The organism is Agromyces sp. NPDC058104, from assembly GCF_042884835.1.
Classification (GTDB): domain Bacteria; phylum Actinomycetota; class Actinomycetes; order Actinomycetales; family Microbacteriaceae; genus Agromyces.
On sequence record NZ_JBHVTD010000002.1, the window covers coordinates 1,039,199 to 1,052,594 of the forward strand.

The 13,396-nt window shown below is 72.6% G+C and carries 8 protein-coding genes; 6 read left to right on the forward strand and 2 right to left on the reverse strand.

The genetic code is table 11. The features are described 5' to 3' along the window. The first annotated feature begins 6 nt into the window (after positions 1-6). Complete coding sequence (locus ACFVTH_RS12780) at positions 7-6,129, forward strand: IPT/TIG domain-containing protein (protein WP_387091346.1); 6,123 nt, start codon at positions 7-9, stop codon at positions 6,127-6,129. Between the two features lie 46 nt (positions 6,130-6,175). Here ACFVTH_RS12780 and ACFVTH_RS12785 read toward each other — a convergent pair whose 3' ends face one another. Further along, positions 6,176-6,550 (reverse strand): TraR/DksA family transcriptional regulator, encoded by a 375-nt coding sequence (locus tag ACFVTH_RS12785; protein ID WP_386937877.1) that lies wholly within the window; start codon positions 6,548-6,550, stop codon positions 6,176-6,178. A 76-nt stretch (positions 6,551-6,626) separates the two neighbouring features. Between ACFVTH_RS12785 and ACFVTH_RS12790 the strand changes: the two genes are divergently transcribed. The 3 genes from ACFVTH_RS12790 to ACFVTH_RS12800 all read left to right on the forward strand — a co-directional run bounded on the left by ACFVTH_RS12790 (position 6,627) and on the right by ACFVTH_RS12800 (position 10,188). Then, positions 6,627-9,098 carry a DNA polymerase III subunit gamma and tau gene (locus ACFVTH_RS12790; protein ID WP_387091349.1) on the forward strand — a complete coding sequence of 824 codons (2,472 nt, stop codon included), beginning with the start codon at positions 6,627-6,629 and terminating at the stop codon, positions 9,096-9,098. A 3-nt stretch (positions 9,099-9,101) separates the two neighbouring features. Further along, positions 9,102-9,698 carry a recombination mediator RecR gene (gene recR / locus ACFVTH_RS12795; RefSeq protein WP_022890710.1) on the forward strand — a complete coding sequence of 199 codons (597 nt, stop codon included), beginning with the start codon at positions 9,102-9,104 and terminating at the stop codon, positions 9,696-9,698. A 118-nt stretch (positions 9,699-9,816) separates the two neighbouring features. Then, complete coding sequence (locus ACFVTH_RS12800; protein WP_387091352.1) at positions 9,817-10,188, forward strand: YybH family protein; 372 nt, start codon at positions 9,817-9,819, stop codon at positions 10,186-10,188. Positions 10,189-10,198: 10 nt separating this feature from the next. On the opposite strand, the gene ACFVTH_RS12805 is transcribed toward ACFVTH_RS12800, so the two are convergent. Continuing rightward, entirely contained in the window at positions 10,199-10,702 is a 504-nt protein-coding gene (locus tag ACFVTH_RS12805) for a hypothetical protein (RefSeq protein ID WP_387091355.1), read from the reverse strand. Positions 10,703-10,836: 134 nt separating this feature from the next. Between ACFVTH_RS12805 and ACFVTH_RS12810 the strand changes: the two genes are divergently transcribed. Further along, entirely contained in the window at positions 10,837-12,111 is a 1,275-nt protein-coding gene (locus ACFVTH_RS12810) for an aspartate kinase (RefSeq protein WP_386937865.1), read from the forward strand. A gap of 125 nt (positions 12,112-12,236) precedes the next feature. Then, positions 12,237-13,292, forward strand: a complete 1,056-nt coding sequence (locus ACFVTH_RS12815; RefSeq protein ID WP_387091358.1) for an aspartate-semialdehyde dehydrogenase — start codon at positions 12,237-12,239, stop codon at positions 13,290-13,292. The last annotated feature ends 104 nt before the right edge of the window (positions 13,293-13,396 follow it).

A 13,396-nucleotide genomic window follows, 5' to 3' on the forward strand; every position in this document is an offset into this window, starting at 1 on the left:
CGTCACATGGTGCACGAACGCGCGCGCTCGGCCAGGAATCGGAAGCGCCGGGGGGCGCATCGGGCAGCCGATCCACGTGGCCCGCTCGCCCTGCGCTGGCTCGCCGCGGCGGGGGTGATCGCCCTCACCGCGGGCGGCGGCGCGATCTCGGCGCAGGCCGCGCCGGGCGACCAGTCGTATGCCGAGGGGCAGTTCCTCTCGGGATCGCTCATCGACCTCGTCGACCTCAGCACCGTGATCGGGATCGACGGCGAGACCGCCGAGAGCGACGGCGTCACGCCCGAGACGAACTCGACGAACCTCGACCTCTCGGCACTGTCGGTGCTCAACATCGACATCGGCGGCGGCGTGCAGATCCCGCTGAGCTTCACCGACGCCGGTGTCGTCGGCCAGTTTGCGAGCGCCGCGATCGACGGGTCGTCGATCGGGGCGTCGGGGCTCATCTCGGACTCGGGCGCGATCGGCACGGGCGTCACGCCGGCGCCCGGCGTCGCGCCCGGACCGATGAGTCTCGATCTCGCGAACCTCCTCGGCGACGAGTTCGCGACGACGATCTCCGACCTCGACGTGACGCTCGGGGCGATCAGCGCGAACGCCGCCGTGACCCAGGGCGGCGTGCCGGTCGGCGACTACGAGATCGCGAGCGCGACCGTCGTGGTCGACAGCCCGGTCGTCGAGGGAATCACCGGAACGATCGACGGCGCGGTCACCGAGCTCGACACCGCGGTCGACGGGCTCGCGGGCCCCGACGGCTCGCTCGTCGACGGCGTGCTGGGCGCGGTCGACAGCGTGCTCGCCGTCGGCGGGCTCGGGGAAGCCTCCGCGTCCGTCACGGTCGACCTGCAGGCGGCGGTCGACGGCGTGCTCGCCCTGCCGCTCGACTCGGGCGGCGGCGTGGTGATCGACCTCGAGGACGGCACGATCACCCTCGATCTCGACCAGCTCGTGGGCGGGCTCAACTCGCTCGACCCGAGCACCGAACTGCTCTCGGCCGCGGTGCTGACCGAGGTGACGACCCAGGTGGCGGAGCTGATCGACGGACTGGTCGACGACCTCGGCACCGCGATCACGAACGCGCTGAACAACGCGGCGGTCGTGATCGACGTCGACGTCAACGGGCCGGCCCCGCTCAGCCTGCCGCTCGTGAACGTGACCGTCACCGGCACCCTGCTCGAGATCTCGAACGGCAGCGCGGCCGTCGACATCACCGCCCTCGGCGGCCTGCCGATCGGCGGGCTCACCGATGAGATCGTCCTCGACGCCCTCGCCCCGATCGTCGACGCCGTGATCGACCCCGACACCGGTGCGCTCGGCACCCTGCTCACCACGCTGACGACCGACGTCCTGAACCCGGTCATCGACTCGCTGAACCCCGCGCTCCTGCTGATCGACACGATCGTGTCGCTGCTCGCGAACGTGCAGGAGCCGTCGCCGCCGGTGCAGGGAGCGGTGTTCGAGGAGACGGCCCTCCGGCTGAGCCTGCTGCCCACGACGATCGTTCCCGAGCTCCTCGAGCTGAATCTCGCGCGTGCGCTCGTCGGTCCGAACCTGGTGGCCCCGGTGCTCACGACCCTGACGCCCGATGCGGGACCGACCGCGGGCGGCACGATCGTGACGGTCGACGGCACGGCGCTCGCCGGTGCGACCTCGGTCACGATCGACGGGGCGCCGGTGGCCTTCACCCAGGTGAGCGACGCGCAGATCACGTTCTCGACTCCGCCGCACGCGGCCGGAACGGTCGACGTGGTCGTGACGACCGCTGCCGGTCCCTCGGGCCCTCTCCCGTTCACCTACGTTCCCGCGCCCGCGCTGACCTCCCTGGACCCCGACGAGGGCCCCGCGGCGGGCGGCACGCCGGTGACGATCACGGGCACCGAGCTCGCCGGGGCGACCGCTGTCTCGGTCGACGGGGCGTCGGTGCCGTTCACGCAGGTGAGCGACACCGAGATCGAGTTCACCACACCGCCGCACACGGCGGGCCCCGTCGACGTCACCGTCACGACGGCCGGCGGTGAGAGCGAGCCGCTCACCTTCACCTACCTGCCGGCGCCGGTGCTCACGACGCTGACCCCCGACGATGGACCGGTCGCGGGCGGCACGCTCGTGACGATCCTCGGCACCGATCTCGCGGATGCCTCGGAGCTGACCGTCGACGGGGCGACGACGCCGTTCACGCAGGTGAGCCCGACTGAGATCACGTTCCTGAGCCCGCCGCACGCGGCCGGAGCGGTCGACGTGGTGGTGACGACGCCGGGCGGTGAGAGCAACGCGTTGCCGTTCACCTACTTCGACGTTCCCGTCCTGACGGCGCTGACTCCCGATGAGGGGCCGGCAGCCGGTGGCACGATCGTGTCGATCACGGGTACCGCGCTCGGCGGCGCCACCGAGGTGACGGTGGACGGGGCATCCGTCCCGTTCACGCAGGTCAGCGACACCGAGATCTCCTTCACGACCCCGCCGCACGACGCCGAACCGGTCGACGTGGTCGTGACGACGCCCGGCGGTGAGAGCGACCCCCTGACCTTCACCTACCTGCCCGGTCCGCTGCTCACCGGGCTCGACCCCGATGCCGGCCCGGTCGCGGGCGGCACGCCGGTGACGATCAGCGGCACGGATCTCGGCGGGACCACCGAGGTGACGGTCGACGGCGTCCCGGTGACGTTCACGCAGGTGAGCGACACCGAGATCAGCTTCATCACCTCCGCTCACGCTGCGGGCGCGGTCGAGGTGATCGTGACCACGCCGAACGGCGAGAGCAACCCGCTGCCGTTCACCTACTACGACGTTCCGGCGCTGACGGCGCTCACGCCTGATGAAGGACCGACCGCGGGCGGCACGATCGTGTCGATCACCGGCACGGCGCTCGGGGGAGCGACCACGGTGACGGTCGACGGGGTGTCGGTGCCGTTCACGCAGGTGAGCGACACGGAGATCGCGCTCACGACGCCCTCGCACACGGCGGGAACGGTCGACGTGGTCGTGACGACGCCGGGTGGGAGCAGCGACGCCCTGCCCTTCACGTACGTGCCCGCGCCGGCGCTCACGAGCCTGGATCCCGACGAGGGACCGGTCGCGGGCGGCACGCCGGTGACGATCACGGGCACGGATCTCTCCGGCGCGACGTCGGTGACCGTCGACGGGGCCTCGGTGACGTTCACGCAGGTGAGCGACACGGAGATCACGTTCGTGACCCCGGCGCATGCTGCCGGCCCCGTGAACGTCGTGGTGGTCACGGCCGGCGGGCCGAGCAATGCGCTGCCGTTCACCTACTTCGACGTGCCCGTGCTGACGAGCCTCGACCCGGACGAGGGGCCGGTCACGGGCGGCACGGACGTGACGATCACGGGCACCGCGCTCGGTGGCGCGACGGAGGTCACCGTCGACGGCGTGTCGGTGCCGTTCACGCAGGTGGGCGACACCGAGATCACCTTCGTGACCCCGGCGCATGCGGCCGGCCCGGTCGACGTCGTCGTGTCGACGCCGGGCGGTGACAGCGACGCGTTGCCGTTCACCTACGTGCCGGCGCCGGTGCTGGCCGCGCTCGCCCCCGATGAGGGCCCGGCCGCAGGCGGCACGCCGGTGACGATCACGGGCACCGATCTGGCGGATGCCACGGCGGTCACGGTCGACGGGGCGTCGGTGCCGTTCACCCAGGTGAGCGACACGGAGATCACCTTCACGACGCCGCAACACCTCGCGGGCGCGGTCGACGTGGTCGTCACGACGCCGGGCGGTGAGAGCAACGCGTTGCCGTTCACCTACTTCGACGTTCCCGCACTGACGGGCCTCGACCCCGATGAGGGGCCGACGGCCGGTGGCACACCCGTGACGATCACCGGGACCGCCCTGGCCGGGGCGACGGAGGTCACGGTCGACGGCGTGTCCGTGCCGTTCACGCAGGTGAGCGACACGGAGATCGCCTTCACCACCGCGCCGCATGCGGCCGGTGCGGTCGACGTGGTGGTCACGACGCCGGGCGGTGAGAGCGATGCCCTGGCGTTCACGTACGTGCCGGCGCCGGTGCTCACGACGCTCGCACCCGATGAGGGCCCGGTCGCCGGCGGGAGCCTTGTGACCATCCTGGGTGCCGACCTTGCGGGGGCGACCCTCGTGACGGTCGACGGGGCGTCGGTGCCCTTCACCCAGCTGAGCGACACGGAGATCACCTTCGTGACGCCGCCGCACCTCGCGGGCGCGGTCGACGTGGTCGTCACGACGCCGGGCGGTGAGAGCAACGCGTTGCCGTTCACCTACTTCGATGTGCCGGTGCTCACGACGCTGACGCCCGAGGAGGGCCCGGCGGCGGGCGGCACGCTGGTGACGATCGACGGTACGGCGCTCGGCGGCGCGACGCAGGTGACGGTCGATGGCGCGTCGGTGCCGTTCACGCAGGTGAGCGAGACGCAGATCACGTTCACGACGGAGCCGCACGACGCCGGTCCGGTGGACGTCGTGGTGACCACGCCGGGCGGTGCGAGTGAGCCGTTGACGTACACCTACCTGCCAGGGCCGCTGCTGACCGGGCTCGACCCCGACGCGGGCCCGATCGCGGGTGGGACGCCGGTGACGATCACCGGCACCGATCTCGGCGGCGCCACTGATGTGACCGTCGACGGGGTGTCGGTGCCGTTCACGCAGGTGAGCGACACGGAGATCGAGTTCACGTCGCCCGCTCATGCGGCCGGCGAGGTCGATGTGGTCGTCACCACCGGTGGTGGAGAGAGCAACGCGCTGCCGTTCACGTACTTCGACGTTCCCGCGCTGACGCTGCTCGATCCCGACGAAGGGCCGACCGCGGGCGGCACGATCGTCACCATCACGGGGACGGCCCTGGCCGGTGCGACCGAGGTGACGATCGACGGGGTGTCGGTGCCGTTCACGCAGGTGAGCGACACCGAGATCGCGTTCACGACGCCCGCCCACGCCGCCGGCGAGGTGGACGTCGTGGTGGTCACACCCGGCGGGCCGAGCGATGCACTGCCCTTCACGTACGTGCCGGCGCCGGTGCTCACGGCGCTCGACCCGGATGAGGGCCCGGTCGCGGGCGGGACGCCGGTGACGATCACGGGGACGGACCTCGGGGGCGCGACCGACGTCACGGTCGACGGGGCATCCGTGCCGTTCACGCAGGTGAGCGACACCGAGATCACCTTCACGACCGCGCCGCACGCGGCGGGGGAGGTCGACGTGGTCGTGACGACGCCGGGCGGCGACAGCGCTCCGATGCCGTTCACCTACGTCGCGCAGCCGGTGCTCACGGCCCTCGACCCCGACGAGGGGCCGACGGCCGGCGGCACGCTCGTGACGGTGACCGGCACGGACCTGTCCGGGGCCACGGAGCTGACGGTCGACGGGGCATCCGTGCCGTTCACGCAGGTGAGCGACACCGAGATCACCTTCACGACGCCCGCGCACGTCGCCGGGCCGGTCGACGTGACGGTCACGACGGCGGGCGGCGAGAGCGACCCGCTCGAGTACACCTACGTGGCCGCGCCCGTGCTCGAGGCGCTCGCCCCGGGCTCGGGCCCGGCGACGGGCGGCACGACCGTGACGATCTCGGGTGCCGATCTCGGCGGGGCGACCGAGGTCACCGTCGACGGGGTACCGGTGCCCTTCACGCAGGTGAGCGACACCGAGATCACCTTCGTGACGCCCCCGCACGCGGCGGGCGAGGTCGAGGTCGTCGTGACGACGCCCGGCGGTGAGAGCAACGCGCTGCCGTTCACCTACACGCCCGTCGGCGAGATCGACGACGTCGACCCGCCGACCGGCCCCGAGGCCGGCGGCACCGAGGTCACGATCACGGGCCAGTGCTTCACCGGGGCCACCGAGGTGCGCTTCGGCGACACGCCCGCCACCTCCTTCGAGGTGATCGACGACGGCACCATCGTCGCCGTGTCACCGGCGGGCACGGGCGTGGTCGACCTCACCGTCGTCGGCAGCGAGAGCTGCGGCGACGCGACGCTGCCCGACGGGTTCGCCTACGAGCCGAAGCCGGCGGCGCCGCCCGCGGGCGGAATCGCCTCCACTGGCGTCGAGCTGCTCGCGCCCCTGGCGCTCGGCGGCGGGGCGCTGATCCTCGGGCTCGGCGCGGTGCTGCTCGCGCGGCGCCGCACGCACGGGGCCTGAGGCCGGTGACGGGGGTGCCCGACGCGCGGCGTCGGGCACCCCGTCGTCAGCGTTCGAGGCGTGCGCAGTCGATGCAGAGCGTCGCGGTCGGGCGCGCGTCGAGCCGGGCGACCGTGATGCGCTTGCCGCAGCGCGCGCAGAAGCCGTAGCTTCCGTCGGCGATGCGGGCGAGCGCGCGATCGATCTCGGCGAGCTCGTGCTGCACGTCGGCGAGCACGGCGGTGCGCTGCGACCACTCCTGCGTCATCGTCGGGCCCTCGGGGTCGTGCTCGTCGTCGGCGCTGGCGCCGGCCCTGGCGGCTCGGACCTCGCCCATCACGTCGTCGAACTCGGCGGCGCGCTCGGCGGCCTCCGCGCGTTCGGCGAGCAGCCGGGCCTCGAACCGCTCGAGCTGAGCCGGAGTCATCGTCGTCACCGTCATCACGCTCCTTCCGTCCGTGCATCGTACGCCCGAGTCATCCGGATGGGGTGTCGGACGCGGCAACTACGATTGAATCGTGGTCACCGCCCTATATCGCCGCTACCGGCCAGAGACGTTCGCCGAGATGATCGGCCAGTCCCAGGTGACGGAGCCGCTGATGACGGCGCTCCGCACCGATCGGGTCAATCACGCCTACCTGTTCAGCGGCCCGCGCGGCTGCGGCAAGACGACGTCGGCCCGCATCCTCGCGCGCTGCCTGAACTGCGCAGAGGGCCCGACCGACAAGCCGTGCGGGGTGTGCCCCAGCTGCGTCGAGCTGTCGCGGGGCGGCGGCGGTTCGCTCGACGTCGTCGAGATCGACGCCGCGAGCCACGGCGGCGTCGACGACGCGCGCGACCTGCGCGAGCGGGCGATCTTCGCCCCCGCGCGCGATCGCTACAAGATCTTCATCATCGACGAGGCGCACATGGTGACCTCGGGCGGCTTCAACGCGCTGCTGAAGATCGTCGAAGAGCCGCCAGAGCACATCAAGTTCATCTTCGCGACGACCGAGCCCGACAAGGTGCTCGGCACGATCCGCTCGCGCACGCACCACTATCCGTTCCGGCTGGTGCCGCCCGCCCCGATGCTCGAGTACGTGCAGCAGCTCTGCACCGAAGAGGGCATCTCGGTCGAGCCGGGCGTGCTCGCGCTCGTGGTGCGGGCCGGCGGCGGCTCTCCGCGAGACACGCTCTCGCTCCTCGACCAGCTGATCGCCGGCTCCGAGGGGTCGACGATCGACTACGAGCGGGCGGTGGCGCTGCTCGGCTACACGCACGGGGCCCTGCTCGACGAGGTCATCGACGCGATCGGCACCCACGACGCCGCCGGCGCGTTCGCCGCCGCCGACCGCGTCGTGCAGACCGGTCAAGACCCGCGTCGCTTCGTCGAAGACCTGCTCGAGCGCCTGCGCGACCTCATCGTCGTCGCCGCCTCGACGCCCGAGGCCGCCGCGGCCGTGCTGCGGGGCGTGCCCGAAGACGAGCTCGCGCGCATGGCGACCCAGGCGCGGGCGTTCGGCTCGGCCGAGCTGTCGCGCGTGGCCGACCTCGTCAGCCAGACCCTCACCGAGATGACCGGTGCGACCTCGCCCCGCCTGCACCTCGAGCTGATGCTCGCGCGCGTGCTCGTGCCGGCGAGCGACGACTCCGAGCGCGGCGCGCTCGCGCGCGTCGAGCGGCTCGAACGGGCCGTCGAAGGCGGGGCCGTCGCGGCCGCGTCGGGCGGGGCCCCGTCGGGCGGCACTGCGCCCGCCGCTCGTGCGGCCGAGCCGGCGCCGCGCGCGGCGGCAGCGGCTCCGGCGTCCGCCCCGAATGCTCCGAAGCCGCCCGTCGCCGAGCCCCAGCGCTCACCGAGATCGACCGACCCGGCCGCGGAGTCCGCGCCAGCCGCGACGGCGGCACCCGCGACGGCGGCACCCGCGACGGCGGCACCCGCGACGGCGGCACCCGCGACGGCGGCGCCCGCCGAGGCACCCGCGGCCCGCCCTCGCCCGAGCGGCCCCGTCACGGTGCAGCAGGTGCGCGACGCGTGGCCCGAGGTCCTCAACGTGCTCCAGCGCACGAAGCGCACCGCCTGGATGGCGGCGCTCGCCGCGCAGGTGCTCGAGTACCGCACCGACGAGGCCGTGCTCGTGCTCGGCTTCGCGAGCCCCGGCGACCTCGACGGCCTGCGCGCGGGCAACGGCTCGCAGAACGCCGCCGAGCTGCTGCGCACGGCGATCGCCGAGGTGCTCGGCGTGACCGTCAAGTTCGTGCCGCGCGTGATCGGCGGTGGCGGTGGCGGTCAGAACGCCCCCGCCCCCGCCCCCGCCCCCGCCCCTGCGCCGGTGACCGGACCGGGCGGCGGCGCGGCGGCACCCGCACCGAACGCGTCCGAGCCCGATGCGGCTCGTCCGGGTGACGGTGCGGCGGCACCCGCACGCACCGGCGGCGCCGCGGCGAGCGGCGCGGCGACCACAGGGCCGAGCGCGTCGACGCCCGCGCCCGCCGCGCCCGCCGCGCCCGCGCGGGTGACCGAGCCGCCGACCGGCCCGGTCGACTCGTGGGCGACGGTCGCGATCCCGCGCGACCCCGAGCCCGAGTCCGCTCCGGCCGAGGCCGCACGGGTCGAGGCGCCGCGTACCGCGACGGCCGTCGCCGAGCGTCCGGTTCCCGGGGCCGCGCCGAGCGCGGTCGGTGCACCCGCATCCGAGCCCTCCGATTTCGTGCCCGACGACGCCGATGCGCCGCCGGTCGACGCCGAGCCGCCGTTCGACCCGGGCCCCGAACCCGAGCCGTTCGACGCGCCCCCGCCGCCGGCCGATCCCGGCCGCGGCGCGCAGGGCCGCCCGGCGCAGGGCTCCCGTCCGACATCGTCAGGTGCCCGGCGCGCCCCCGCCCGCCCGGTCGCCTCGACGACCGACGGCGGCATCCAGCGGTACGGCGAGGCCGTCGTCCGCGAGGTGCTCGGCGCGACCTTCCTCGAAGAGGTCGAGGCGCCGGCGCGCGGCTTCGGGGAGCGTGGGTAGCCCGTGTACGAAGGCATCGTCCAAGAACTGATCGACGAGCTCGGCCGGCTGCCCGGCATCGGGCCGAAGTCGGCGCAGCGCATCGCGTTCCACATCGTGCAGACCGAGCACTTCGACGTGTCGCGGCTCGCCGAGATCCTGACCACCGTGCGCGACAAGGTTCGATTCTGCGAGATCTGCGGCAACGTCTCCGAGCAGTCGACCTGCTCGATCTGCCGTGACCCGCGCCGCGACCCCTCGCTCATCTGCGTCGTCGAAGAGGCGAAGGACGTCGTCGCGATCGAGCGCACCCGCGAGTTCCGCGGGCTGTACCACGTGCTCGGCGGGGCGATCAGCCCGATCGACGGCATCGGCCCCGATGAGCTGCGCATCCGCCAGCTCATGCAGCGGCTCGCCGACGGCACCGTCGTCGAGGTCATCATCGCGACCGACCCCAACCTCGAGGGCGAGGCGACGGCGACCTACCTCAGTCGCCTCCTCACGACCCTCGAGATCAAGGTCACCCGCCTCGCGTCCGGTCTGCCCGTCGGCGGCGACCTCGAGTACGCCGACGAGGTCACGCTCGGGCGTGCGTTCGAGGGGCGCCGCGTCGTCGGCTGAGACCGAGACGGCTGAGCCCGAGACAGACGAGACCGAGCCGAAACCGCCGCCGACGGCTTTCCCGCCCGAGGCGAACCGACGGGTTGACGCCCGCGACGCGCACGCGTAGACCGGGGTGATGAGCGAATCCGCGAGCGACCGCACCGCGAACTGGATCGACGGCTACCTCCGCGCCTGGCGGAGCAACGATCCCGACGACATCGGCGTCCTCTTCACCGACGACGCCGTCTACCTCACCGCCCCCGACGCCGAACCGCGGCGCGGACGGGCGGAGATCGCGTCGGGCTGGATCGAGGATGCCGACGCCCCGGGCGAGTGGAGCTTCGACTGGCACGTCGTGCACGAGACATCCGGGATCGCCGTCGTGCAGGGCCGCACCGAGTACCCGGCCGAACGCGACTACCTCAACCTGTGGGTGATCCGCTTCGCGGCCGACGGGCGGGCGAGCGAGTTCACCGAGTGGTACATGCCGCGGGCGCACGAGGGGTGACGCTCACGACTCACCTGAGCACCTCGACGAGCACGACCCACGAGTAGAGGATGGCCGTGGCGATCGCGAGGAGCGTGGCGACGCCGAGCGCCCAGAGGCCGAACGCCGGTGCGCCCGCCACGAGTGCGATCGCGCCGAGGAGGTAGGCGAGGATCGGCAGCACCCCGGCGATCGACTTCGCGAGCTGTTCGATGGCACTGCCGCGATGCTCCGTCGCGTCGCGGCGGATCACGCGGATCGCGTGCACCTCGAACGCGCCGGCGACGAGCGCGACGACGAGCACTTCGACGCCGTAGGCCCGGGCGGGCTGCTCGGGGGCGAGCGCGAGCCCGGTGACGACGATCGCGAGCACGAGGGTCGCGACGGAGGCGGCCGCGCGCGCCGGCAGGGTCGGCGACTGCAGGATCGTCCGGATGTTGACCGACATCGCCACGATGAGCAGCCCCGCGAGCGCCGCCGTCGCGCCCACCATCGCGACGTTGAACTCCGACCAGCCATCCAGTGCCTCGGACATGGCCGCATGCTACTCCTCGCACGCTCCGTCACGGCGGCGTCACATGGCGGGGCCCGCATGCGGGCCGCCGTATGATGAAGACTCCGACGACGGGCCCGTCGGCCCGCGCGCGCCCAGAACCCCCGGGAGGCCACGTGAGCTTGATCGTGCAGAAGTTCGGCGGCTCGTCCGTCGCCGATGCCGAGAGCATCAAACGGGTCGCGAAGCGCATCGTCGAGACCCGCAAGGCGGGCAACGACGTCGTCGTCGCCGTCTCGGCGATGGGCGACACGACCGACGAGCTGCTCGACCTCGCCAACGAGGTGTCGCCGATCCCGGCGCCCCGCGAGCTCGACATGCTGCTCTCGGCGGGCGAGCGCATCTCGATGGCGCTGCTCGCGATGGCGATCAAGAGCATGGGGCACGAGGCGCGCAGCTTCACCGGCAGCCAGGCCGGCATGATCACCGACGCGCAGCACGGGGCCGCGCGCATCGTCGACGTGACCCCCGTGCGCCTGCGCGAGGCGCTCGACGACGGCGCGATCGTGATCGTCGCGGGCTTCCAGGGCTTCAACCGCGACACCCGCGACATCACGACCCTCGGCCGCGGCGGCAGCGACACGACGGCCGTGGCCCTGGCGGCGGCGCTCGAGGCCGACGTCTGCGAGATCTACACCGACGTCGACGGCGTCTTCACCTCCGACCCCCGCGTCGTGAAGAAGGCCCGCAAGCTCGACCGCGTGACGAGCGAGGAGATGCTCGAGCTCGCCGCCTCCGGCGCGAAGGTCCTGCATATCCGCGCGGTCGAGTACGCGCGCCGGCACGGCGTCACCCTGCACGTCCGTTCGTCGTTCAACAACAGCGAGGGGACGATCGTCTACGACCCCTCGCGTCTTCCCGAAGGAGCAGCTGTGGAAGAGTCCGTCATCGCCGGTGTCGCGATCGACCTGTCCGAGGCGAAGATCACGGTCGTCGGCGTGCCCGACAAGCCGGGCGTCGCCGCGAAGATCTTCAAGATCGTCGCCGGAACGAACGCGAACGTCGATGTCATCGTGCAGAACGTCTCGGCAGCGGCGACCGGCCGCACCGACATCTCGTTCACGCTGCCGAAGGCCGACGGCGAGCGGGCGCTGACCGCGCTCGCGAGCTCGCAGGAGGCCATCGGCTTCGAGTCGCTGCAGTACGACGACCAGATCGGCAAGCTCTCGCTCGTCGGCAACGCGATGCGCTCGGCGACGGGCGTCTCGGCACGCCTCTTCGAGGCGCTGTACGAGGCGGGCATCAACATCGAGATGATCTCGACGAGCGAGATCCGGATCTCGGTCGTCACGCGCGCCGACAGCGTGCACGCCGCAGCGCAGGCGGTGCACACGGCGTTCGAGCTCGACGGCGACGAGGACGCGGTCGTCCACGCCGGCACCGGCCGCTAGCCCTCGATTCCCTGCCGGTTTCCGGGAGAATCCCGCCGTTTCGCACGGTGGGAACGCTCCCACGTCCGGCCTACCCAGAAATGTCCGGCAGACTGGATGTCGACGTAAGTGAGGAAGACACGAATATGAGCAATGGTGTGAACATCGGCGTCGTCGGCGCGACCGGTCAGGTCGGCGCGGTCGTGCGGAAGCTCCTCGAGGAGCGCGACTTCCCGGTCGCGCAGATCCGCTTCTTCGCCTCGGCGCGCTCGGCCGGCACCACGCTGCCGTTCAAGGGCGAGGACATCGTCGTGGAGGACGCCTCGACGGCCGACCCCACCGGCCTCGACCTCGCGATCTTCTCGGCGGGCGCGACGCTCTCGAAGGCCCAGGCCCCCCGGTTCGCGGCCGCGGGCGTGACCGTCATCGACAACTCGAGCGGATGGCGCATGGACCCCGAGGTCCCGCTCGTCGTGAGCGAGGTCAACCCGCACGCGATCGACGAGGCCGTGAAGGGCATCATCGCGAACCCGAACTGCACGACCATGGCCGCGATGCCCGTGCTGAAGGTGCTGCACGACGAGGCGGGCCTCGAGCGGCTCATGGTCTCGACGTATCAGGCGGTGTCGGGCGCGGGCCTCGCCGGCGGCGAGGAGCTGCTCGAGCAGGCGCGCGCCGCCGTCGAGCAGCACACGATCGACCTCGTGCACGACGGCTCGGCCGTCGAGTTCCCCGAGCCCGTGAAGTTCCCACGGCCGATCGCCTTCGACGTCATCCCGCTCGCGGGCTCGATCGTCGACGACGGCGACAACGAGACCGACGAGGAGAAGAAGCTCCGCAACGAGAGCCGCAAGATCCTCGAGCTGCCGGGCCTGCTCGTCGCGGGCACCTGCGTGCGCGTGCCGGTGTTCACCGGTCACTCGCTGTCGATCCACGCCGAGTTCGCGAACCCGATCACGCCCGAGCGCGCCACCGAGCTGCTCGCGACGGCCCCGGGCGTCGAGCTCAGCGACGTGCCGACGCCGTTGCAGGCGGCGGGCAGCGACCCGAGCTTCGTCGGCCGCATCCGCCAGGACCAGTCGGCCCCCGAGGGCAAGGGCCTCGTGCTCTTCGTCTCGAACGACAACCTGCGCAAGGGCGCGGCGCTGAACGCCGTGCAGATCGCGGAGCTCGTCGCCGCGAAGGTGCCCGCGCGCGTCTAGCGCGCAGCGCCTCCTCGAACCACTCGGATGCCCCGTGGCCGGTCGGCCACGGGGCATCCGTCGTTTCCCGAGGCCGACCGAGCGGTCCGCGCGGTGGCGGATGC